General features: G+C 58.9%; 20 protein-coding genes and 1 tRNA gene. 9 read left to right on the forward strand and 12 right to left on the reverse strand.

The annotated features are described in order from the left end of the window. Positions 1-188 precede the first annotated feature (188 nt). A tRNA-Asn gene (locus ACR0CG_RS00405) sits at positions 189-263 on the forward strand. 21 nt (positions 264-284) lie between these two features. Here the strand turns inward: ACR0CG_RS00405 and ACR0CG_RS00410 are convergent. The 4 genes from ACR0CG_RS00410 to zwf all read right to left on the reverse strand — a co-directional run bounded on the left by ACR0CG_RS00410 (position 285) and on the right by zwf (position 5,831). Continuing rightward, positions 285-1,904: a long-chain-fatty-acid--CoA ligase gene (locus ACR0CG_RS00410; RefSeq protein ID WP_480522367.1), complete on the reverse strand. Its 1,620-nt coding sequence runs from the start codon at positions 1,902-1,904 to the stop codon at positions 285-287. Between the two features lie 188 nt (positions 1,905-2,092). Next, positions 2,093-3,703, reverse strand: coding sequence for a glucose-6-phosphate isomerase (gene pgi, locus ACR0CG_RS00415; protein WP_480522368.1), 1,611 nt, complete (start codon positions 3,701-3,703; stop codon positions 2,093-2,095). Positions 3,704-3,708: 5 nt separating this feature from the next. Further along, entirely contained in the window at positions 3,709-4,380 is a 672-nt protein-coding gene (pgl, locus tag ACR0CG_RS00420) for a 6-phosphogluconolactonase (protein WP_321252732.1), read from the reverse strand. Then, the gene (gene zwf, locus ACR0CG_RS00425; protein WP_480522369.1) at positions 4,377-5,831 is read right to left on the reverse strand and encodes a glucose-6-phosphate dehydrogenase; all 1,455 of its coding nucleotides are present in this window, start codon (positions 5,829-5,831) and stop codon (positions 4,377-4,379) included. Before zwf ends, pgl begins: the two co-directional genes overlap by 4 nt. A 163-nt stretch (positions 5,832-5,994) precedes the next feature. Here zwf and ACR0CG_RS00430 point away from each other — a divergent pair, with 163 nt between their 5' ends. After that, positions 5,995-6,948: a radical SAM protein gene (locus ACR0CG_RS00430; RefSeq protein WP_480490047.1), complete on the forward strand. Its 954-nt coding sequence runs from the start codon at positions 5,995-5,997 to the stop codon at positions 6,946-6,948. Between the two features lie 3 nt (positions 6,949-6,951). Here the strand turns inward: ACR0CG_RS00430 and ACR0CG_RS00435 are convergent, their stop codons facing one another. Both ACR0CG_RS00435 and ACR0CG_RS00440 read right to left on the reverse strand, forming a co-directional pair. Continuing rightward, positions 6,952-7,650, reverse strand: a complete 699-nt coding sequence (locus ACR0CG_RS00435) for a hypothetical protein (RefSeq protein WP_170610838.1) — start codon at positions 7,648-7,650, stop codon at positions 6,952-6,954. Positions 7,651-7,749: 99 nt separating this feature from the next. Further along, positions 7,750-8,019, reverse strand: coding sequence for an usg protein (locus tag ACR0CG_RS00440; RefSeq protein ID WP_170610835.1), 270 nt, complete (start codon positions 8,017-8,019; stop codon positions 7,750-7,752). A 193-nt stretch (positions 8,020-8,212) separates the two neighbouring features. Here ACR0CG_RS00440 and gyrA point away from each other — a divergent pair, with 193 nt between their 5' ends. Next, positions 8,213-10,939: a DNA gyrase subunit A gene (gyrA, locus tag ACR0CG_RS00445; RefSeq protein WP_480522370.1), complete on the forward strand. Its 2,727-nt coding sequence runs from the start codon at positions 8,213-8,215 to the stop codon at positions 10,937-10,939. An 86-nt stretch (positions 10,940-11,025) separates the two neighbouring features. Further along, on the forward strand, positions 11,026-11,835 hold the full coding sequence (locus tag ACR0CG_RS00450) for a M90 family metallopeptidase (RefSeq protein ID WP_480522371.1): 810 nt from the start codon (positions 11,026-11,028) through the stop codon (positions 11,833-11,835). A gap of 41 nt (positions 11,836-11,876) precedes the next feature. Here ACR0CG_RS00450 and ACR0CG_RS00455 read toward each other — a convergent pair whose 3' ends face one another. Genes ACR0CG_RS00455 through ACR0CG_RS00465 form a run of 3 tightly spaced genes read right to left on the reverse strand, consistent with a single transcriptional unit; the run spans position 11,877 to position 15,304 of the window. Beyond that, a complete protein-coding gene (locus tag ACR0CG_RS00455; RefSeq protein ID WP_480522372.1) occupies positions 11,877-13,349 on the reverse strand; it encodes a carboxypeptidase M32 in 1,473 nt (490 codons plus the stop codon). 5 nt (positions 13,350-13,354) lie between these two features. Then, positions 13,355-14,500, reverse strand: a complete 1,146-nt coding sequence (gene ctaA, locus ACR0CG_RS00460; RefSeq protein ID WP_480522373.1) for a heme A synthase — start codon at positions 14,498-14,500, stop codon at positions 13,355-13,357. 60 nt (positions 14,501-14,560) lie between these two features. Next, the gene (locus ACR0CG_RS00465; RefSeq protein ID WP_480522374.1) at positions 14,561-15,304 is read right to left on the reverse strand and encodes an RNA methyltransferase; all 744 of its coding nucleotides are present in this window, start codon (positions 15,302-15,304) and stop codon (positions 14,561-14,563) included. A gap of 162 nt (positions 15,305-15,466) precedes the next feature. Between ACR0CG_RS00465 and ACR0CG_RS00470 the strand changes: the two genes are divergently transcribed. Beyond that, positions 15,467-16,087 (forward strand): thiamine phosphate synthase, encoded by a 621-nt coding sequence (locus tag ACR0CG_RS00470; protein ID WP_480522375.1) that lies wholly within the window; start codon positions 15,467-15,469, stop codon positions 16,085-16,087. Here the strand turns inward: ACR0CG_RS00470 and ACR0CG_RS00475 are convergent. Beyond that, on the reverse strand, positions 16,084-17,223 hold the full coding sequence (locus ACR0CG_RS00475; protein WP_480522376.1) for a HupE/UreJ family protein: 1,140 nt from the start codon (positions 17,221-17,223) through the stop codon (positions 16,084-16,086). The genes ACR0CG_RS00470 and ACR0CG_RS00475 overlap by 4 nt on opposite strands. Before the next feature lie 161 nt (positions 17,224-17,384). On the opposite strand from ACR0CG_RS00475, the gene ACR0CG_RS00480 reads away from it, so the two are divergent. The 3 genes from ACR0CG_RS00480 to ACR0CG_RS00490 all read left to right on the forward strand — a co-directional run bounded on the left by ACR0CG_RS00480 (position 17,385) and on the right by ACR0CG_RS00490 (position 19,933). Next, a complete protein-coding gene (locus tag ACR0CG_RS00480; RefSeq protein WP_480522377.1) occupies positions 17,385-18,278 on the forward strand; it encodes a PfkB family carbohydrate kinase in 894 nt (297 codons plus the stop codon). Continuing rightward, the gene (locus ACR0CG_RS00485) at positions 18,275-19,189 is read left to right on the forward strand and encodes a pseudouridine-5'-phosphate glycosidase (protein ID WP_480522378.1); all 915 of its coding nucleotides are present in this window, start codon (positions 18,275-18,277) and stop codon (positions 19,187-19,189) included. The genes ACR0CG_RS00480 and ACR0CG_RS00485 overlap by 4 nt, the downstream gene beginning before the upstream one ends. A gap of 66 nt (positions 19,190-19,255) precedes the next feature. After that, positions 19,256-19,933 carry a DUF502 domain-containing protein gene (locus tag ACR0CG_RS00490; RefSeq protein ID WP_170610807.1) on the forward strand — a complete coding sequence of 226 codons (678 nt, stop codon included), beginning with the start codon at positions 19,256-19,258 and terminating at the stop codon, positions 19,931-19,933. Here ACR0CG_RS00490 and ACR0CG_RS00495 read toward each other — a convergent pair whose 3' ends face one another. After that, on the reverse strand, positions 19,934-20,959 hold the full coding sequence (locus tag ACR0CG_RS00495) for a patatin-like phospholipase family protein (protein ID WP_480522379.1): 1,026 nt from the start codon (positions 20,957-20,959) through the stop codon (positions 19,934-19,936). It abuts the gene before it with no gap. A gap of 64 nt (positions 20,960-21,023) precedes the next feature. Then, positions 21,024-21,797 (reverse strand): 3-hydroxybutyrate dehydrogenase, encoded by a 774-nt coding sequence (locus ACR0CG_RS00500; protein ID WP_480522380.1) that lies wholly within the window; start codon positions 21,795-21,797, stop codon positions 21,024-21,026. Positions 21,798-22,098: 301 nt separating this feature from the next. Here ACR0CG_RS00500 and ACR0CG_RS00505 point away from each other — a divergent pair, with 301 nt between their 5' ends. Then, complete coding sequence (locus tag ACR0CG_RS00505) at positions 22,099-23,913, forward strand: extracellular solute-binding protein (RefSeq protein WP_480522381.1); 1,815 nt, start codon at positions 22,099-22,101, stop codon at positions 23,911-23,913. Positions 23,914-23,978 lie beyond the last annotated feature (65 nt).

Consider the following 23,978-nt stretch of genomic DNA (forward strand, 5'->3'; position numbering starts at 1 on the left):
TCTGAAGGGCGGTAGAATACAAAATTTGAATGCCGTCTTTGGGCTTAACGAGGCCGTTGGCCGCGCCGTCAAGGAAAGTCCGCCTTGAGTCGCCGCCGTATCAGATCAGAGGATCTTGTACTTCACTCCTCAAAAAAACGTATTTGCATCTGGACCTCCGCTTTGCCTGTTGATACACGCAGCTCAGTTCCGGCGTAGCTCAGCGGTAGAGCAGTTGACTGTTAATCAATTGGTCGTAGGTTCGATCCCTACCGCCGGAGCCAAATTTCCAGAAAACCAAGAGCTTAACCGGTCAGCGCATTCGCGTGATCTGAACGCAAAATGCGTTTCATCACCTTGCCGGTTGCACTCAGTGGAAGGACGTCGACAAAGACGACCTTGTCCGGGATTTGCCACGAGGCGATTTTCCCATCAAAGAACGACAATATCTCGTCCGGCGCCGGATCCTGCCCTTCGGCGCGGACCGCCACAAGCAGCGGGCGCTCGCCCCATTTGGGGTGCGGTACGCCGACAACGGCGGCCGTGGCCAGTTGTGGATGTGCAACGGCGATGTTCTCCAGTTCGACCGAACTGATCCATTCGCCACCCGACTTGATGATGTCCTTGGACCGGTCGCGGATCGTCATGTATCCGTCCGCGTCCAGCGTGGCGACGTCTCCGGTCGCAAACCAGCCATCCTGCAATAGATCCTCGTCCTGCATCCGGAAATAGCTGTCCAGCACCCAATGCCCGCGCACCAACAGATCGCCCTGCGTCTTTCCGTCGTGCGGCAGATCGTTGCCTGCGTCATCCACGATTTTCAGCTCGACCCCAAACGGCGGGCGACCTTGATTTTCGCGCAACCTGTGCTGTTCTTCAACCGGTAGGTCACGGTGTTTTGCCAAAGCAACATTCGCGGTGCCCAGGGGGCTCATCTCGCTCATGCCCCAGGCGTGCACCGTGTCGACACCATAGGATTCCCTGAACGTTTCGATCATTGATGGCGGGCATGCGGCACCACCGATCACCGTACGGTTCAGACTGGCCAGTTTGCTGCCGGACTGTTCGGCATATGCCAGCAAACCCTGCCAGATCGTCGGCACACCCATGGCCAGCGTAACGCCATATTTGTCGATCAGCTTGACCAGCGCTTCCCCGTGCAGATCAGGGCCAGGCAGAACCATGCGTGATCCGGACATGGCACAGGCATAGGGCGACCCCCAGGCATTGACGTGAAACATCGGAACAACCGGCAGGACCACATCAACCGCCGAAAACCCGATGACATCCGTAGCGTTCGACGCAAAGCTGTGCAGCACCGTCGAACGATGGGAATACAGAACCCCCTTTGGGTTCCCGGTTGTTCCGGACGTGTAGCACAGGCCCGCAGCGGTATTTTCATCAAAGCTGGGCCAATCAAAGTCCGCCTTGCCGGTTTCCAGTAGCTCGTCATAGAACTGCAATCCTGGGATCTGCGACAGGGCATCCTGATTTCTCGGTCCCATCAGTACGTAGTGCTGTACTTCGGTCAGTTTGTCGCGCAGCGCCGCGACCAAGGGGATGAAGGTCGCGTCAAAGAACAGGACCCGATCCTTTGCGTGGTTGATGATGTATGTAAGCTGTTCGGGAAACAGGCGCGGGTTCACAGTATGGCAGACATACCCGGCCCCCGAAGTTGCATAGTAGATTTCCAGATGGCGGCGGTTGTTCCATGCAAGGGTACCAATCCGGTCCTGCGGCTGCAGGCCCAGTTGCGCAAGTGCGGACGCAAGCCGACGCGCATTTCGTGAAATCTCGTACCAGTTGGTCTGTGTGATGGTTCCATCGGTTTCTACCGAATGAATCTCGGTCTGTCCGTGATAGCGTTCCGCATGATCAATCAGCGACGAAATCAGCAATGGCTGCGTCATCATCTGTCCCAGCATGGGCATCCTCCCTTTGGCTGCGCCGCAGGAGGCCTGCAGCGCTGATCCCTGATCATCAATCTGCACCGGACCAAGTCTCGGCGGTCTGATCAGAGCGTCTCCCCCGAAAAATCCTGCCAATCATTTAATTGTCTGACAATAAAAGATTGTACAAAACCGCGCTAAGGGCGCCGGTGTTATTAGGGAATTCAGGCTCTGTGACGCAGGGCGTAGTCTACCAAGGCAGCGGTCGAAACGTCCTTTTCCGAAGCCTTTTCGTCGCCGTCGACGATTGGTCCCAGAGATGTGGCAAGCTCTTTGCCCAGCTCAACGCCCCATTGGTCGAACGAGTTGATGCCCAGCAAAATGCCCTCCACGAACACCCGATGTTCATAGAGTGCAATGATCTGGCCCAGCACAAACGGGGTCAGCTTTGGATAGATCAGCGTCGAGGATGGACGGTTTCCCGGAAACACGCGGTGACGCGCCTGCCGCTCCAGCTCATCGCCCTTCAACCCCTTGTCTGCCATCCGCGACCGCGCTTCGTCCAGCGAACGCCCGCGCATAAGCGCTTCGGATTGGGCAAGGCAATTGGCCAGCAAAAGGCGGTGGTGATGCGCCAGTTCAGGTTCGTGTCCTTCTGCGGCCACCATGAACTCGCACGGGATTATGTCGGTGCCCTGGTGGATCAGCTGATAAAAGGCGTGCTGTCCGTTTGTTCCCGGCTCTCCCCAGACAACCGGGCCAGACGGCACGGTCAACGGGCTGCCATCCATGGCGACCGACTTGCCGTTCGATTCCATTTCAAGCTGTTGGAAATAGGCCGGAAGACGCAGCAAACGCTGATCATAGGGCAAAACGGCGCGGCTGGGATAGCCCAGTACCTGACGGTGCCATACACCAACAAGCGCCAGCATCACCGGCATATTCTCGGACCACTCAGCCGACCGGAAATGCAGGTCCATTGCCTGACCGCCACGCAGGAACGCGTCAAAGGCGTTGGACCCGACGGCGATCATCACCGGCAGGCCAACTGGCCCCCAGACGGAATAGCGCCCGCCGACCCAGTCGGCGAAACCAAATACGCGGTCTTCGGGGATGCCAAAGGCCTGCGTCTTGTCAAGCGCGCTTGACACGGCGGCAAATTGACGGGTCGGGTCGCCGCCGCCGTCCAGCATCCAGGCGCGCGCTGTCCGGGCGTTGGTCATTGTTTCGATGGTCGTGAACGTCTTGGAGGCGACTATGACCAGCGTTCGCGTGGGATCCAGCTGGCGCAAAGTATCCGCAATATGCGCACCATCCACGTTCGAGACATAGTGCAGCCTTGGACCGTCATGGTATGGCGAAAGCGCATGGGTGGCCATGACGGGCCCCAGGTCGGATCCGCCGATCCCGATATTCACTACATCCGTAAAGCTGCCCCCTGCCCCAACGATCGAGCCACCGCGCACTTCTTCCGCAAAAACGCGCATCCGCTGCAATGTGTCCAGAACCTCTGGCATCACATCCTGACCATCGACCTCAACCGGCCCGCCATCCAGATTTCGCAGCGCGGTGTGAAGGACCGCGCGCCCTTCGGTCTGATTTATTTTTTCTCCGCCGAACATGGCGGTACGCTTGTCGGCCAGACCCGCAGAATCGCAAAGCTCGGTCAAGGCATCACGGATTTCGGAGTTGATCAGGGTTTTGGAGTAGTCGAACAGCAGATCCCCGGAAGATGCCGAAAACTGGTGCGCCCGGTCAGCGTCGCTGTCGAACAGGTCCAGAATGCTGTGATCCTTCACAGATGTTGCCAGTGATTTGAGGGTGTCCAACTGCATTGTCATCACTCCGCCCAGTGAACCGTCAAACCGCTCAGAACCGCGGCGATCGGCGCTTCTTCCGGCGGCAGTGACATTGCGCGTTCCAGCGCCTCGCGCTTGGATGCGCCATAGATGACCAGATGTTTGGACAGCGCCCCATCCAGTACCGGCGCGGTCAGGGTGATGCGCGCTTCGGGCTGAACTTCGGTGCGAGCCACCGCCAGCGTAGGTGCGTGGCTGCTCAGGGCTGCTTCAAGCCCGTCCATCCCGGGAAACAACGATGCCGTGTGCATGTCTTCGCCCATGCCCAGCACCAGAACCGACAGAGGCAGAACCGGGGCAAGCAGGCTTTCAATCTCGGGTAAAATCTCTTCGGGCGCCTTGCCGGGAACATAAAGCGGAAGATATTGCGCGACCGAGGCCCGGCTGGTCAGCAAACGCTCGCGAATGAGACGTTCGTTCGAGCGGTCGTGATCCCCCGGAACGCAGCGTTCATCCGTCGGCAGGACACATACCCGGTCCCACTCAAGATCGGCGGCGCAAAGCCCATCGAAGATCGGCCCCGGTGTCGTGCCCCCCGGAACAGCCAAAGACACCACGTCATGGTGCAGCAAGGCCGCCTCAAGATCCCCGGCCAACGCGTTTGCCACATCGATGGCCAGCATGTCGCGGTCTGCATATTCCTGAATATTCATGGCTTTATCCCTTGCCAGTGGCGACCATCTCTTTTCATCAGCTGCTCGGCGTCGCCCGGACCGGTGCTGCCTGTATCATAGGGTTTCGGCACGTCACCCCGCGCCTGCCACCCGGCAATGATCGGGTCGGTCCAGGCCCACGCGGCCTCGACCTCGTCCCCGCGCATGAACAGGGTCTGGTTGCCCCGGATCACGTCCATGACAAGCCGTTCATAAGCGTCCGGCGGGTCCTGATTTTCGGGGCCCAGAGCAACGGCAAAGCTCATGTCCAGCGGCACGTCGATCAGGCGCATCCCCCCCTGTCCCGGTTCCTTGATCGTAACCTTCAGCGTGATGCCCTCATTTGGCTGCAGCCGGATGGACAGTGCGTTGGCATGCCGCCCGGATTCCTCACCAAAGATCGAGTGCGGCGCATCCTTGAACTGCACATTGATCACCGAGGACCGCGCCACCAACCGCTTGCCTGTACGCATGTAGAACGGCGTCCCCGCCCAACGCCAATTGCTGATATGGGCCCGCAAGGCTACGTAGCTTTCCGTGGTCGAACGCGGGTTGCCCACAACGTCACGATAGCCAGGCATGCCGCCGCCTGCCGCAAATTGACCGCGCACGATGTGGTGCGGCTCAACCGGGTCCAGTGCACGAATGACTTTCAGTTTTTCATCCCGCACCGCGTCCGGGTCGAACTTGGCCGGCGGTTCCATCGCGATCAGGCACAGAAGCTGCATCAGATGGTTCTGCATCATATCACGCATTGCACCTGCGCGGTCATAATACTCCTCGCGGCCGTCTATGCCGACGGTCTCGGCAACGGTGATCTGGATGTGATCGACATACTGGCTGTTCCACAACGGTTCGAACAGCATGTTCCCAAAGCGGACAGCCATCAGGTTCTGAACCGTTTCCTTGCCCAGGTAGTGATCAATCCGATAGATTTGCCCTTCTTCGAAATGCGCCGCCAAAGTCGCATTCAGGGCCCGCGCACTGTCCAGATCATGCCCAAAGGGTTTTTCAACCACGATCCGCGTTTGCGATGTCGCCAGATCGTTGGATTTGATCCTCTCCGCCAACGGTCCAAACAATCTTGGCCCAACCGAAAAGTAAAAGGCGCGGATGCGGTCGGTTGTCAGTTTTTCCGCCAGCCGATCCCATCCCACTGTCGACACGGCATCCAGAGCGACATAATCGACACGTTGAAGGAAGCTTTCCAGCGCCGCTTCGTCCTGACAATGCCGGGACGCGTGCTGACGTAAAGATTCGGCCACGATATCGCGGAACCCCTGACGGTCATGATCCCCTCGTGCCGCGCCAATGATCTGAACATCGTCGGGCCATTGCCTTGCGCAGAACCTCCGGAACAACGCAGGAAGAATCTTGCGCTTTGCCAGATCGCCGGTTGCGCCGAAAATGACCAGATCGAACGGGTCCACAGGTATGACACGAGAAACCATGGGTTTTCCTTACCTTGCCCCTGACGGCATGTCCAATGTTAGCGCAATCAATCTTCAATTCTCGCAGGTCATCAAAACTCTGTCAGGACCGCCGCGTCATACTTAACTCTGCTGTCCTGAAAGGTTAAGTCATTCTGACGACTGCAAGGAACCGGATACGGGAATGAAAGACAACGCTGCCCAAATCGCCAATGCTGGAAAATTTCAGGACAAACTGATGACAGCAGATGGTCAGATTCGCGCCTCGGTAAAGCTGAGCAATCCCGAAACGCTTTGGTTCAACACCGGAACCCTATGCAATATCGAATGCGTGAACTGTTATATTGCCAGCAGTCCTACCAACGACGCTCTGGTCTATATCACCGCGGCGGAAGTGACCGATTTTCTGAAACAAATCAAATCCAGAAACTGGCCGGTCCGCGAAATTGGGTTCACTGGCGGCGAGCCGTTCATGAACCCTGAGATGATCGACATGACCCGTGCCGCCTTGGACCACGGGTTTGAGGTCCTGATCCTGACCAACGCCATGAAACCGATGATGCGCCGCAAGATGCGCGAGGGCCTGTTAGGTCTGCAACGTGACTTTGGCGACAAGCTGACATTGCGGGTCTCGGTCGATCACTTCCTGCCCGAACTGCACGACAAGGAACGCGGCACAGGAAGCTTTGGAAAAACCCAGACCGGGATGGAATGGCTGCGCGACAACGGGATCAAAATGGCGGTTGCCGGTCGTACGGTCTGGGGGGATACCGACACAGAAAGCCGCGCCGGCTATGCGGCGTTTTTTGCAGAGCATGGCTTTGACATCGACGCGCACGACCCTGGTCAAACTGTCCTGTTTCCCGAGATGGACGAAACCGCCGAAGTACCTGAAATCACGACCGCTTGTTGGGGCATACTGGACAAATCTCCCGACAGCGTCATGTGCGCCTCGTCCCGCATGGTGGTCAAACGCAAAGGCGCGGATCGTCCGGCGGTTCTGGCCTGCACCTTGCTACCCTATGAGGCTGAGTTCGAGATGGGGCCGACACTTGCAGACGCTGAGGCGGACGTGCACCTGAACCACCCCCATTGCGCCAAATTCTGCGTCCTGGGCGGCGCAAGCTGTTCCGCCTGAACCTCAGTTCAGTTCCGGGGATTTCCAGTATTTGGTTCCGGACGCCCCGGCAGACACGCGCCAGCCCTTTTTGCTGAGCACAAAGAACGAACGCCCCTCGGTGAACCGGACCGTCTCGCTTTTGCTGTCATCGCCGTACATGGCACCGGATTCAGCCGTCGCGTCGTATCCGTAGGCGATAAAGTGCTCCAGATCTGCGGGGGTCTCGAACAGGATGACGAACTTGGTTTCAAAACCGCCGATGCCGATGGCCGCACCTACCCCACCTGTTCCCATATTCATGTAAGTGTGCTGACCTGTTTCTTTTGATACTGCCACTCCTCGGCCATATCCTGCGGAAACCGGAAAAACCGTGACTTTACGGGAATCAAACACCGCATAGCCTGCACTGATTTCATAAAGAAACGCCGCATCCGGGTTTTCCGCCAGTAACTGGGTCAGTACCGTTTCCGCCATAGCATCCAGCTTGGCGCGTGTTTCTTCCGGGGTGGCTTCGTTAGTCACCAGATCGGCGGTTGAATTGAGCGTCTCATCAACCGCGCCTGCGCCCTTCTTGAGTGTCCCGCCGACGGCTTCGGCCCCCTGACCGATGGCGTCCGCCGTGCTTTCAGCACCCTTTTTTATCTTGTCCAAAACTCCTTCGGACGATGCCGGCCCGCAAAACGTCAAACAGGCGGCAACCGCAATCATTACTCTCTGCATCAGGCTAATCCGTGTGTGATCCGAAGTCTGAAGCGCACCTTAACCGATACAACAGAAAATGACACAGGCAACATCAACAGCTGCCTTTCTGGTCCGTTTTCAGTTCACCCGAAATTCACCTACCATGTTACGCCATTCACCCGGTGCGATCATCTTGCGATGCGTGAACCGGACGGAATGAAGCGGCCCTTCGATTTCGCGTTGCCAAAAGTCAATGAAATCAAACAGCTTCGGGTGATCCGGCGCAAGATCGTAATCCTGCCAGATGAACGTATTCAGGACATGAATGTAGTCGGGCATGTGATAGAAGAATTCCGCTGTTGTCAGCCCGTACCCCTTTAACATCAGCTCCGTTTCACTTCGCTCCATGCAGACCTCCGATTTCTGTCAAGGTCTCTTCAGCATAGCATGCAAACCACCTAATCCTTACTTAACAATATGTTACTCTGATGTTACCGAGGTTATTCTTGCGCGATTACGCAGGTTGCTTGCACCTTATGTGCCGGGTCTGATAAGGTGCATCCACAAGATATAGACTCCGCACAAAGAACGGGCAGTTTACGTGAGCGATACGCCAGAAACCCCTGAAAACATGGACGAAACCCCACCGGCACGCCCCGCTTATGACGGCCCGACGGTGTCCATCGAATCCGAGATGCGCACGTCGTACCTCGATTATGCGATGTCCGTCATCGTCAGCCGTGCAATCCCCGATCTGCGCGACGGGCTGAAACCGGTCCACCGGCGTATCCTCTATGCGATGCACGAGACGGGGAACACGCACGACAAGGCATACCGCAAGTCCGCGCGTCCTGTTGGCGATGTGATGGGTAAGTACCACCCGCACGGTGACAGCGCGATCTATGACGCGCTGGTGCGGATGGCGCAGGATTTTTCGATGTCGCTGCCGCTTCTGGATGGTCAGGGCAACTTTGGATCGATGGACGGCGACAACCCGGCGGCCATGCGGTACACCGAAGTCCGAATGGACAAACCTGCTGCGTCGCTGCTGGCCGATATCGAAAAAGAGACGGTCGATTTTCAGGACAACTACGACGGCAAGGACAAGGAACCGACTGTCCTGCCCGCGCGCTTCCCGAACATGCTGGTCAACGGTGCCGGCGGTATTGCCGTTGGTATGGCGACCAACATCCCGCCACATAATCTGGGCGAAGTGGTCGATGCCACGCTGGCGCTGATCGACGATCCGGACCTGACCTCCGAGCAACTTATCGAATACGTCCCCGGTCCCGATTTCCCGACCGGCGGCGTGATGCTGGGCCGCTCCGGTGCGCGCAAAGCCTATCTGGAAGGCCGCGGCAGCGTCATCATACGCGCCAAGACCCGCGTCGAGGAGATCCGCAAAGACCGTTACGCCATTGTCGTGGACGAGATTCCCTATCAGGTGAACAAAGCTGCGATGATCGAAAAGATCGCCGAAGCCGTGCGTGAGAAACGCATAGAAGGCGTTGCTCATGTACAGGACGAGTCCGACCGCAACGGTGTACGCGTGGTGGTCGAGCTGAAGCGCGATGCAACGCCCGAAGTGGTTCTGAACCAGCTTTACCGGTTCTCGCCGATGCAAACCTCGTTCGGCTGCAACATGCTGGCGCTGAACGGTGGCCGCCCCGAGCAGTTGACCCTGCGCCGCTTCCTGACCTCGTTCATCGACTTCCGCGAAGATGTTGTCGCCCGCCGCACGGCATACGACCTGCGCAAGGCCCGCGAACGCAGCCATATCCTGTGTGGTCTGGCAGTGGCCGTTTCGAACGTGGACGAGGTGGTCGCCACGATCCGCTCATCCGCCGACGCCGCCGAGGCGCGCGAGAAGCTGATGACCCGCCGCTGGCCCGCTGCCGAAATCGAGGGCTACCTGCGCCTGATCGACGACCCTCTGTCAAGAATGAACGACGACGGCACCTATAACCTGACCGAAGTTCAGGCCCGTGCCATCCTCGAACTGCGCTTGCAGCGTCTGACTCAACTGGGCGTCAAAGAGGTCACGGACGAGCTGGAGCAACTGGCCGCCAAGATCAAGGAATACCTGGATATTCTGTCCTCGCGCGAGCGCATCATGGGCATCATCGGCGATGAGTTGCGCGAAGTGCGTGACCAGTTCGCCGTTCCACGCCGTACCGAGATCGTCGACTGGTCCGGCGACATGGAAGACGAAGACCTGATCGAGCGTGAAGACATGGTCGTGACCGTCACTTCGGGCGGGTACATCAAACGCACGCCGCTGGCCGATTTCCGCGCCCAGAAACGCGGCGGCAAGGGTCTTTCGGGTATGCAGACCAAGGAAGAGGACGTGGTTACCACCCTCTTCGTGGCGAATACCCACACGCAGCTGCTGTTCTTCACCACCGACGGGATGGTCTACAAGCTCAAGACCTGGCGTTTGCCGCAGTCCGGGCGCACCGGCAAGGGCAAGGCTATCGTCAACATCCTGCCGATCCCGACCGGCATCTCCATCGCGGCTATCATGCCGGTGGATGTCCCAGATGAAGAATGGGAAAACCTGCAGATCGTATTCGCCACCAGCGCCGGGGATGTACGCCGCAATGCGCTGAGCGATTTCACCAACGTCAAGCGCAACGGTAAAATTGCGATGGACCTGCCGGAAGGCGTGGAACTGGTGAATGCGCGCATCTGTTCGGAAGATGACGACGTGATGCTTGTCACCAATTCCGGCCGCGCGATCCGGTTCCAGACCACGGCTGTCCGGGTTTTCAAGGGCCGCAAGTCGACGGGTGTACGCGGCATCAAGCTGACCAACGGCGACCGGGTCGTTTCAATGTCGGTCATCCGCCATTTCGAGGCGACCTCGGACGAGCGTGCCGCTTACCTCAAAATGCGTCGCCTGATGGCCGGTGTGACCGATGAGGCCGAGGCCGACGAGGATGAAGGCAACGCCGACAGCGTTCTGCCTCAGGAGCGGTATGCCGAGATGTCGGCGGCCGAAAACCTGATCCTGACCATCACGACAGGCGGTTCGGGCAAGCTGAGCTCCAGCCATGATTATCCGGTTCGCGGGCGCGGTGGCATGGGCGTTGCGGCCATGGACAAAGCCATGCGCGGTGGCGAACTGGTGGCTTCGTTCCCGGTTGAAATCGACGATCAGATCATGCTGGCCACCTCCAAGGGTCAATCAATCCGGGTGCCCGTCGATGGCATATCGTTCCGCTCTCGTTCAGCGGGCGGCGTGAAAGTGTTCAACACCGGGAAAGGCGAAGAAGTCGTCAGCGTTGCCTGGATTGCCGATCAGGGCGACGAAGAGACTGAAGAGTAAATTCTGCCGGGCCGCGCGATCATTCTCTGCGCGGCCCGACAGCAAAAAGCGTTTCTGTCTCGGTATCTTCCGACTAGAGTGACGCCATGTTCATCCTGATCGCCTGCCTGCTGCTTGTCTCTGGTTTCTTCGGCTATCGCTACTGGTCCAAACGGCAAACGCGGAACTCTCTGCTGGCGTCTCCTTTGTCCGATCACGAGCGTGCCGTGATCGCCGATCAGGTTCCCATGATCAGACGGCTCCCGGCACGGTTTCGGACCAAGCTGGAGGGCAAGGTCAACCTGTTTCTCGATCAGGTCGAGTTTTATGGCTGTGACGGCCTGGACGTGACCGAGGAGATGCAGCTTTCGATCGCGACGCAGGCCTGTCTGCTCGTGGTGAACAGTGATCTTTGGTATAACAATCTGACCACGATCCTGATTTATCCCAGCGCTTTCAAATCCCGTCAGAGCCGACGCAGCGGTTACGTCGTGACCGAAAAAGAAATTGTCCGCACCGGTGAAAGCTGGGACCGCGGGCCGGTTATCCTGTCTTGGGCGCATAGCCGTCAGGGTGCGATGGATGATCGTGACGGGCAGAATGTCGTATTGCACGAATTCGCCCACCAGATCGACGACCTGTCAGGCGGCACAAACGGCGTACCAGTCCTGAGCGAAGGTCAGAGCTTTGCCGAGTGGGAAAGCGTCTTCCTTACCGCTTTTGACGCCCATGTTCACGCGGTCGAGGCCGGGCGTCGCACCCTTATCGACCCTTATGGCGCCACAGGGCACGAAGAATTCTTCGCGGTTTCTGTCGAGGTGTTTTTCGAACGGCCCCAAGCTCTGAAACACGAGGTGCCGGATGTATACGAACAGTTGTCCAAACTGTTCCGTCTGGACCCGGTGACGTGGGGTTGAACTGCGGCCAGTCTGCGAAACCCCGGGCGCAGTTCTTTTTTTCACAATCCGTAAATCGATCCGAACTTTTCTTCCAGATAGGTCAACAGCGGCTCTGGACCCGGCTCCAAACCACTGGCGCGGGCGATGATTTCCCGCGGCGCATACAACCCGCCATGACGCTGCACATTTTCGCGCAGCCATCCGGTTGCACTCGATGTATCGCCCTTGGCAAGCTGCGCATTCAACCCCGGAACTGCGGCGCGTAAGGCCTGATGCAGACACCCTGCATACACATTGCCCAGCGAATAGGTCGGGAAGTACCCAAACAGTCCGATCGACCAGTGCACGTCCTGCAAACATCCGTTCGAGGGCTTGTCGACTGCGTAACCGAAATCGGCCTTGAACCGGTCGTTCCAGGCAGCCTCCAAGTCACTCACCTGCAGATCACCTGCCATCAGCGCACGTTCCAGATCAAAGCGCAGCATGATGTGCAGATTGTACTGCACCTCATCCGCTTCGGTCCGGATGTACCCGTTGTGGACGCGGTTGACGGTTGCATAAAACGCTTCCGCATCGGCGGGAATTCCAAAATCGCCGAAAACCTCGACCATCTGACCGAACAGCCAGCCCGTGAAGGCGCGCGAGCGGCCCAGCTGGTTCTCGTATATCCGGCTTTGGCTTTCATGCACGCCCATGGACACACCGCTGCCCAGCGGGGTCAGCAGATAGGCACTGTCAATGCCCTGTTCATACGCGGCGTGGCCAACCTCGTGAATCGTTGAGTAGAAACAATTGAACGGGTCGGTCTCGCTGGTCCGCGTGGTAATCCGCACATCCAGACCAGAGCCCGAGCTGAACGGATGCACCGCCTTGTCCACGCGGCCGTTGTTCAGGTCATAGCCGAAGGCTACAGCCAGCTGTTGCGACAGTTTCATCTGCGACGCTTCATCAAATCTTCCGCTCAGCGCAGCCGGTTCCGTCCGGTCCAGAACCGCAGCACGCAGGGCAACCAGCCGCGGGCGCATCTCATCAAAGATCGCGGCGATCTGGGCACCCGTCGTATAGGGCTCATAATCCTCGACCATCGCGTCATAGATGGCGCCGCCCTGCGCCAGGGCCTCACCTTCCTGACGTTTCAGCGAGACGACCTCAGCCAGAACCGGAAGAAAGGCCGATACATCTTCATCCGCACGAGCCTGCGCCCATTTCCCCTGCGCCGCGGATGTCACGCGGGCAATTGCCGTCGCCAGATCAGCCGGCACCTTGACCGCACGTTCATAAGCACGGCGAATTTCGCGCAGCTGGGCCTTGCCGATCTCGTCCTGAGGCGCGGCCTGATCCAGCCAATCGGCCACCCGCGGGTCGGACCGGCGGGCATGCAGAACCGCCTCGATCGCCGCCATTTCCTCGGCCCGTTGAGGGGCAGCCCCACGCGGCATGACTGTTTCCTGATCCCAACCCAAACGCCCGGCAATCTGTCCCAGGGCCGAGGTTTCGCGCTGAAAAGCCATCAGGTCATTGAATGCAGTCATGTAAGTCACGCTCCGCGTAGTGAAGTTGCGATGGGATAGGCCGTCAGGAAACGCGCACGCAGGATCAGCGTCCAAACCACAACGGCCATGAACTGATGGAATATGGCGATCTGCCATGGCGCCCCGTAGACCACCGTCAGGATTCCCACGACCACTTGCAGCGACAAGGCCGCAAAGGCCGCATTGAATGCAAATCGGGTCTGGAGATGCGCGCTGGTTCCGCCACGACGCCAAACGACAACCGCAAACGCAAACAGAAGATAACCGGCGCAGCGATGGATGAACTGTACCAGCCCCGGGCTTTCGAAGAAGTTCCGCCAGATCGGTTCCAACATTGTTGCGTCAGGCGGCAAAAGCTGCCCGCCGATCAACGGCCAGTCAGTATAGGATCGACCGGCGTCGATCCCCGCAACCAGGGCGCCAATGAGTATTTGCAAAAAGGCGAAATGCATCAGACCGGTTGAGAGAGAAAACAGCTTTGCCTCTTTCGCGCGGCGGGCCTGCATCAGGTCGCGCTCCTCCCGGCCCAGCAGAAGGATGTACCAGGCGAGGAACCCTAAAATCACGAAGGCCAGCCCCAGGTGTACTGCCAGCCGATAGCTGGCGACGGCCGTCATCCCTTCGCCCTGGGTCACGCCCGAGGCGACCATCCACCAGCCAACTGCACCCTGAACGCCACCCAATGCGCCGGGGATCAGCAATCGTCCGGTCCAGCCGGTCGGTATCTTGCGCGTCACCAAGAAGCCCAGCAACCCGAGCGCCCAGACCAGACCGATCACGCGGCCCAGCTGCCGATGACCCCATTCCCACCAGTAGATCGACTTGAAATCATCGAGTTCCATCCACTGGTTCTGAATGCGCCATTGATCGATCTGCTTGTATTTGTCGAACTCGGCCTGCCAGTCGGCCTCGGACATCGGCGGGATGGCTCCGGTAACAGGGCGCCATTCGGTGATCGACAATCCGCTGTCGGTCAGCCGCGTCAGCCCGCCTACGGCGATCATGATCACGACCAGGGCAAACAGGCTCATCAGCCAGACACGAATGGCCCCGCGCGCGCCGCCCCGGCCCCGGTCGATCATCCCCGGCTGCACCGCCTTTTGTTGTTCGGTGTCCGAGACTTCTTCGAAGATGCTGCGCTTGCCGCTCATGCCGTCCTCATGCCTTTGATTTTCACGCAAGCTAGGGCTACCGGAGTGTAAGGTCCAGCCTCAGCCCTTTTCCTTCCAGCGGACCATCTGCCGCATGACACCGTGCAACATCTGCACATCTGCCCGTGTCATGTTCATCCGCGACCAAAGATTGCGCAGGTTCACCTTCATCCCATCGGCCTTCTCAGGCGGATAAAAGAAACCCGCGGCCTCAAGCCGGTCTTCGAAATGTTCGGCCAGTTTCTCAACCTCGATCCCTGTCGCCCAGTCGCCCTTGCCCAGATCGGTGGTCTCATGCACCACGTCTCCGGTCTGGCGCATCCACTCGTAAGCGGTCAGCAGCACGCACTGCCCGAGGTTCAGCGAGGCGTATTCGGGGTTCACAGGAACCGAAATGATGGCGTTTGCCTTCGCAATATCCTCATTCTCAAGCCCTGCGCGTTCCGGTCCGAACAGAACCGCAACCTTTTGACCGGCCGCGACTTTTTCGGCGGCCAGTTGCATGGCGCGCTCGGGGCTGTAAACCGGTTTGGTCAACCCGCGCTGACGGGCCGTGGTGGCAAAGACAAAGGTGCTGTCCTCAAGCGCTCCGGCCAGGTCGTCGAACAGCTGCGCCTCATCCAGCAGCCGCCCCGCTCCACTGGACATGGCCACTGCCTTGGGGTTGGGCCAGCCGTCCCGGGGGGCCACGATACGCATCCGATCCAGACCGAAATTCCACATCGCGCGAGCGGCTGCGCCGATGTTTTCACCCATCTGCGGGCGGACAAGCACGAATGAGGGCTGGGATTTGTCGCTGGGCATGGCTTACTCCGAAAGTTCCGCCCGCTCTAATACCCTGTCACCGACGAGGCAAGCCAATCACCTTGTTCTGCTCTCAAATACCCGCTTGGCAGGCATAAAAGTTTGCTTCCCCCGCTCAATCCGCTAAACCCCGCCAAAGACAGAAATCCGAAGGACGCGCCAATGGACACCACCGAGCAGCCGCAGATCTACCTGATCACACCGCCGGCCATCGAACTGAGCCGATTCCCTGAAAGACTGGCGCGCGTTCTGGACAGCACAGAAATCGCGTGCATCCGCTTGGCGCTGGCGGGCAATGACGAAGATGCAATCGCACGCGCGGCCGATGCCTGCCGTGAAGTCGCCCATGCGCGGGACGTGGCGCTGGTGATTTCAAACCACGTTCTGTTGGCGCAACGTCTTGGTCTGGACGGGGTGCATCTGGATGACGCCGCCCGTTCCGTGCGGTCCGCCCGTAAGGAACTGGGGGCAGATGCGATCGTCGGAAGCTTTTGCGGAGCTTCCAGCCATGACGGCATGACCGCCGGTGAAGCCGGGGCGGACTATGTCGCCTTCGGGCCGGTTGGAACAGACAAGCTTGGCGACGGCACGCGCGCCGAAGAAGATCTGTTTCAGTGGTGGTCCGAGATGATCGAAGTTCCGGTTGTGGCCGAAGGCGGTCTGACGGCTGAACTGATTGGCAGTCTGGCCACCTGCACCGACTTTTTTGGGATCGGCGACGAAATCTGGGCGGGTGATGATCCTGTCGCAGCGCTGACCGCTTTATTGGCGCCACTTTCCTAGAAAGGCAGGAAGGGCCGAACAAAGGTATAGGCTCCGAAGCCGGCAATCACGAGGGATAGCAGAACCGAAATCCGAAGCCTGAGCCGGATCGATCTGCGGGAAACCGCCAGTGCCAATGCAAATACCACGGCAGCGGCCGAGACCGGCACGGTCAACGCGCCCAGACCAAAGCCCAGAACCGCCGGTGCCAGCCGATCCGGCGGTACTCCGACCGCCGTCAAAGCGAAGGCCTGGCTTAAACCGATCAGACCACCCACCAGAGCAACAGTCAGCAAACGCAGAAAGCCCGGTCGCCGGACTGTAACGTTCCACACACCTAGCACCACGGTTGCTGCGGGCATGAGATACGGCACCCAGGCAATGGGGATCGCGACAAGCTGTAACGTGCCCAATATCAGACCAACCGCCGTGGCCAGCGCGAAAGCAGAAAGCTGCCATAAGGCCGCCGACACCCAAAGGGCGTGCAGCACCAGCAGCAACGCAATCAGGATAACCGGCAGCCCGTCTGTCGTGGCATACACGATTCCGTTGGAGAAATAGGCCTTCAGGGTTTGACCCGGGTCCAGACCGGCCCCACCGCGCAGCGGAATCAGAGGGCTTGCCTCGCCCGCCACAAGATACCCGGTATAAGGCGCATCCACCCCCTGCTGCCTGAGGACCATCGGCCCGTGACCTTCCGGCCAGGTCAGCTGCAGGCTGGACGCGCCGGGTGGAAAAGCCCCGGCCAGCAGAACCCGTGAAATCCTTGGCACCTCAGGGTCTCCGGCCACAGGAACGCGGGAACCTTCGTAGGACAGCGTGACGGGTCCACCTGCCAACACGTTCATGGACGGCGACCAGCCTTTAATGAACTGCTTTATGTGCGGCTCAAGTTCCGAAGACGCCAAGCGGCGAAGTCTTCTGTACTCACCTGAAACGGGCGACGGATCCGCCGAAGGGTTAATCCCGGCGACGAATGCCTCGGCATTCATGCTGATTTCCAGAAACAATGTGCCCTGATTGATCCGAAAATCTACTACTGTCGGTTTCGCCGTCTGAGCTGATGCGTTGCCGACTGCGATCCAGAAAACCAAAGGAGCAACAAGAAGAAGAAGTACAGGGCGGGTTTTGAATAACGCTCTGACAATGCGGCTCATTTGCTTCAATCCAACATGAACATGAATACCGACAACATATCCTTCGATTGTTCTGCCGATAACACGCGATGGCAAGCCAAAACGGCAGGCCGCGCCAGGAATTCCCATTGGCGTTAACGTTCTGACTTGCACGGATCACGGGGCTGCGGCATGACAACGGCATGACTCAGACCAGTGAAATTTTATGTATCGGGTCCGTCCTGTGGGACGTGATCGGACGATCCGCCAGCGTCATGCGTCAGGGCTCGGATGTTCCGGGGCGGATTACCCGACTGCCTGGTGGCGTGGCGATGAACATCGCAATGACGCTGGTCCGCTTTGGTATGACCCCAACCTTGTTGACCGCCATTGGCCGTGATCCCGAAGGTGACGAGCTTGTGCACGCCTGTGCACGCCTTGGGATGGTGACAGACCATATCTACCGCTCGCAGGATTTGCCGACAGACCGGTACATGGCGGTCGAAGGTGCAAACGGTCTGATTGCCGCAATCGCGGATGCCCACTCTCTCGAAGCCGCCGGAGCCAAGATCCTGCGCCCCCTGATGCATGGGCCATTGGGGCGCGAGAATACGCCATTCGAAGGTCCGGTTGCGCTGGACGGGAACCTGACGCAAGACCTGCTGGAGGAGATCGCGCAAAGTCCGGCGTTCTCTCGCGCTGACCTGCGCGTTGCCCCTGCATCACCCGGCAAGGCCGAGCGCCTTCTGCCTTTCCTCAAACACGCCCGCGCGACGCTTTACGTCAACCTCGAAGAAGCCGGACTGCTGTGTCAGCGCGAGTTCGAGGATTCCGAAAGCGCTGCCCAGGGCCTGCTGGATCGGGGCGCGCTACGGGTTTTGGTAACGGATGGCGGCAACTCGGCCACTGTCGGATCGGCCGATGGCATCCAGACCCAGAAACCCCCGTCCGTATTGGTTACGCGCGTGACCGGCGCGGGTGATACTTTCATGGCGGCCCATATTGCCGCTGAAGCAAATGGCGCAGATAGCGACGCGGCCCTGACCCGCGCTTTGCACGCCGCCGCAACTTATGTTTCCGGAGAAACCCCACTGTGATCGACATCCAATACTCAGCCGAGGTCCGCGCCGCCAAAGACGCAGGCCAGCCCATCGTCGCGCTTGAAAGCACAATCATCACCCACGGAATGCCCTACCCGCAGAACATCGAGGTCGCCTCACAGGTCGAACAAGATATTCGCGACGCAGGGGCGGTTCCCGCCACCATGGCTGTGATCAGGGGCAAACTACATGTTGGGCTGGAACCTGACCAGTTGCAGGATCTGGGCAAGGCGCAGGGTGTCGCCAAAATATCGCGTGCCGACATGGCCGCCTGCATCTCGACCGGCGGCACCGGTGCGACAACCGTTGCTGCGACGATGATCGCCGCTCATTACGCGGGGATCGAGGTTTTTGCCACCGGTGGCATCGGTGGCGTGCATCAGGGGGCCGAAACCTCGTTCGATATTTCCGCCGACCTGCATGAGCTTGCCCAGACGCCGGTGACAGTCGTGGCCGCGGGCGCCAAGGCCATTCTGGATCTGGCCAAAACGCTCGAGGTTCTGGAAACACTGGGCGTACCGGTGATTGCCCATGGTCAGGATGAATTCCCGGCCTTCTGGTCAGCCAAATCACCCTATGCCGCGCCTTTGCGCATGGACAGCCCGGAAGAGATCGCAAAGGCCCACTCAACCCGCCGCGCCCTTGGCCTGCCCGGGGGACAACTTGTTGCAAACCCGATCCCCGAGACCGACCAGATCCCGGCCGATGAACTGGCACCGATTATCGCATCAGCCCAATCCGACGCCGAGACACACCGGATCACAGGAAAAGGCGTCACTCCTTATCTTCTGCAGCGTATATTCGAGCAGACCATGGGCCGATCCCTGACGGCCAATATCGCGCTTGTTCGCAACAACGCCCGCCTTGCCGCCGGCATCGCAACGGCTTTGACCCGCAACGCCGCCTGACACCGTCCCTATTGCACCATCACGCCAGACTGCTTAATTGCAGTCTGCAAACCGCTCGGAACTAAGATGAATACACCGTTTGACGAAGAACCGCATCGCCGCCCCGGCCTGTTTGCAGGCCTGCGGGCGTCGTTTCTGACGGGGATTGTCGTCATTGCGCCGGTCTGGCTTACAATCTGGTTGATCTGGTCCGTGGTGGGCTGGATCGACAGTGCGGTCCTGCCGCTGGTGCCGCAAAGGTTTCAGCCGCAGGAATATGTCGGCATCAACCTGCGCGGCGTCGGGGTCATCATCTTCCTGATCTTCACGGTGATCGTGGGCTGGGTGGCCAAGGGTATACTGGGACGTTCGCTGATCCTTTTTGCAGAACGCGTTGTTGATCGGATGCCTGTCGTCCGCTCGGTCTATTCCGGGATCAAGCAAATTTCCGAAACGGTTTTTGCCCAAACAGACCGCTCGTTCGAAAAGGCTTGCCTTATCCAGTATCCGCGCCGTGGAATCTGGGCGATCGGGTTCGTGTCCACCACCGCCAAAGGCGAGGTCAGCCGCCTTGCGGAGACCGGCGGCGAACTGCTCAGCGTGTTTGTTCCGACGACCCCGAACCCCACATCCGGGTTTCTGCTGTTTTTTCCAGCCGAAGACGTCATCCTGCTGGACATGACGATCGAGGATGCCGCGAAACTGGTGATCTCGGCAGGTCTTGTTTATCCAAACGAAAAAGACCCGACCCGCCCGCCAGAGTGATCAGCCAAACATCGCACGCAGATCTACTGTGCTACGCGCACCCAGATCGGTTTTGTGGGCTGACAGAAAGCCGTCCGCGGCTGCCCGGCCCGCCTTTTTCAGCTTGTGCAGGATCACCGGGTTGGGAACGGTCTTCGTGGCAACCGACAGACTGTTCATCAACTCATTGTCTGCGATCATGTGAACCAGAACCCGGCTCATCTCACCCGCCTTCAGTTTGCCCTCACGCAACAAGCGCTGCACAAAGTCAATCGCCCTGAGTTCGCGAAACAGGGACGAATTGAAGCTGATCTCGTTGATCCGGTTCTGAATCTGCTGTGGTGTCTTCGGAACCTCGTCCCGCTCAAGCGGGTTGATGTTCACGATGACCACATCATCCGGCAACTCGTCATTGAACAAAGGAAACAGCGCAGGATTTCCCGTAAAACCTCCGTCCCAATAGGCCTCGGTTCGCCCCGTCTTCGGATCGAATATCTCTACGGCCTTGAACAGCGTAGGCAGGCAGGCCGAGGCGAGTATGGCATCCGTCGATACATCTTCGCCCGTGAACACCCGGATCTTGCCGCTGCGCACGCAGGTCGCACAGACAAACAGCTGCGGGCCTTCGTTCGCGCAAATCTCGCCAAAGTCAAAACGGTCAACGACGGACTTCAACGGGTTCTGGTAAAACGGACCGTAGGCATAAGGCGAAACCATGCGCGACCACGCGTCGCCAATCGAATAGGGAAGCGAATACTCCACGGCCTGCGCGATCTGGGCAGGCTCAAGCGCCTGCATCCAGTTGGCAATCCGCATGTCGCCAACCGCCCCCATGCGCGTCCATAATCCGTTCAGACATTCCCGCGCCCCATCGCGCCCGGCCCGCACCATCCCGGACTTGAAAGCCGCCCCGTTTAGCGCCCCTGCGGATGTGCCGGTAATTGCGGCAACCTCAATATCCTCTTCATCCAGCAACCGGTCCAGTACACCCCAGGTAAAGGCGCCATGTGCGCCGCCGCCCTGCAAAGCCAGATTGATCCGTTTCAATAGCCCGCCCCTTCATCTTTTCCAAAATACTCCGGGGGTATGGGGGCCGCGCCCCCATGAAATCTTACAGGGCAGTCCAGCCGCCATCGACGGAAATCGTCGTTCCGGTAATCTGCGCCGCCGCATCCGAGCACAAAAACAATGCCGTCCCGCCAAGTTGCTCGACCGTTGCAAACTCTTTCGAGGGCTGGCGTTCCAGCATCACGTTCTTGATCACGTCCTCGCGGCTCATGTTGTATTCTTTCATCGTGTCGGGGATTTGCGCCTCGACCAGAGGTGTCAGAACATAGCCCGGGCAAATGGCGTTGCAGGTGATCGGCTCCTGCGCCGTTTCCAGCGCAACTGTCTTGGTCATGCCGACCACACCATGTTTGGCCGACACATAGGCCGCCTTGTAGAGTGACGCCGTCAGACCATGGGCCGACGCGATATTGACGATGCGCCCCCACCCGGCCTTTCGCATCATTGGCAAAGCTGCCGCCATCGTGTGAAAGGCCGAGTTCATGTTGATCGCGATGATCGCATCCCATTTGTCGACCGGGAACTGGTCGATCGGCGCGACGTGCTGAATGCCCGCATTATTGACAAGAATGTCGCAAGCCCCGGCCTTTTCGATCAGGGCCCGGCAATCATCCCCCTTGGACATGTCGGCCTGGATATATCGCGCGTTGGTTCCGGTCTCGTTCGAGATTTCAGCAGCCAGTGCATGGTCCTCATCCCGATCGGTGAACGAATTCAAAACCACATTGGCGCCCGCCCTGGCCAGTTCGCGCGCAACGCCCAGCCCGATCCCCGAATTCGATCCCGTGATAATTGCCGTCTTTCCCGAAACGCTCATCGCCGCTCTCCTGCTGAGTCAGAATTTCCGACACAGTGCCATGCTGCACGTGCAAAGAAAACGGGGAAAGCTGGGGCCAATGCAACTCCTCGCGCACTGGCATCCTCATCACAAAAAAACGCCCGCACGAAGCGGGCGTTAAGTTATTGAGGCAGGTTTCATACAGGCAAGAAACCTATCGAGCAGTGCATCCTTTATAAGCAATTCTGCGCCTTCGTCCAAGCTAAAAGTTTGATAATAAGAAAAATCATGGCTACGGTGAATCCCAACAAAATAAGGCCAGAGCAGGATTGTTTCCAAAATGAGCCCCGATTTTTCACCCTCCCTTCGTTCAATACTGGTGGGAATCACCGGCATTTTTGCGACCACATTTGCCCATGCAGATTCGTCTCATGGCATAGCTATGTATGGCGATCCCGCCCTACCACCGGATTTTGTGTCTCTGCCTTACGTGAACCCGGATGCACCAAAAGGAGGAAAGGTCGTTTTCGGGAATACCGGCGGCTATAACAGTTTGAACCCGTTTGTGCAAAAAGGCACGTCACCCTGGCAACTGAGATTCTGGACCCATGAGAGCCTGATGGGCCGATCCTGGGACGAACCTTTCACTCTTTACGGGTTGTTAGCCGAATCAGTTGAGACGGCCGAGGACCGATCCTGGGTGGAATTCACGCTGCGCGAGAACGCCCAATTCTCGGACGGCAGCCCAGTCACCGTGGACGACGTGATGTGGTCCTATGAAACTCTGGGGACCGAAGGGCATCTCCGGTATCGCGGGTTGTGGTCCAAGATCGGCAGCATCGAACAGACTGGTCCACGCTCGGTCAGGATCACATTCAACGAACCTGACCGCGAACTGGCGCTGATTGCGGGCCTGCGCCCGATCCTTCAAAAGGCCCAATGGGACGGCAAGGATTTTGCCGACGCGCAGTTGCACGATGTTCCAATCGGCTCGGGGCCTTATGTCGTCGAGGACTATGAGGCCGGGCGCTTCGTAAACCTGCGCCGCAATCCTGACTACTGGGGCAGCGATGTTCCCTTCCGCCGTGGCACCATGAACCTCGATGAAATGAGGATCGAGTTCTACGGCGATCAGACCGTGTTGTTCGAAGCGTTCAAGGCTGGGGAACTCTCCGCCATTCGGGAATTCAACGCCGACAAGTGGGACACGCAATACAGTTTCCCCGCCGCGCAGCGCGGAGACGTAGTCAAAACGGAAATCCCGCATGGCAAACCGTCGGGCATGACCGGCTTTGTGATGAACACGCGCAAGGCGCCATTCGATGACTGGCGCGTGCGCGAGGCGCTGACGCTGGCGTTCAACTTCGAATTCATCAACGACACCATCACCGGCGGTGCCCAGCCCCGGATCACCTCGTATTTCTCGGGCTCGGACCTGGCGATGCAACCCGGGCCGGCGACAGGCCGGGTCGCCGAGTTGCTGCAACCGTTTGCCGATGACCTTCTACCCGGAACGATTGAAGGCTACAGCCCACCACAAGGCGATGGCTCGGCGCGCAATCGCGCCAATATCCGAAAGGCCGCGAACCTGCTGTCCGAAGCGGGGTGGACCATTCAGGACGGTGTGCTGCGCAACCAGAATGGCGATGCTTTCGCCATGACCGTCTTGCTGCAGCAGGGCGACAGCGATATGGCCACCGCAGTCGAAATCTATTCCCGTGCATTGGAACGCCTTGGCATTCAGGTGACAACCGAAACGGTCGACAACGCGCAATACACCGGTCGCATCTCGGAACACGATTTCGATATGACGCCATTCCGAAGAGCCATGTCCCTGTCCCCCGGAAACGAGCAGCGCCTCTATTGGGGCAGCGATGGCGCGAACACGCCCGGAACCCGGAACCTGATGGGTGTCGCATCACCCGCGGTCGACGCGATGATCGATGCGATGCTGGCTTCGGAAACGCGGGAAGACTTTGTCGCGGCCACCCGCGCGCTTGACCGCACCCTGACCGCTGGCCGGTATGTCATTCCGATCTGGAACTTCGATGTCGGCCGTATCGCGCATGTGAAAGAGCTTAAGTACGCGCCAAACCTGCCCATTTACGGCGATGGCCCGCAATACATGCCCGAGGTCTGGTGGTATCAGGAATAAACTGCAGCGGGCGAACGCCTCCTCGCCCGCGTTTGTGCGGCGAAACCCGCTTTACCAACGCCCCA

The sequence above is a fragment of the Ruegeria sp. AB8 genome (assembly GCF_056542605.1).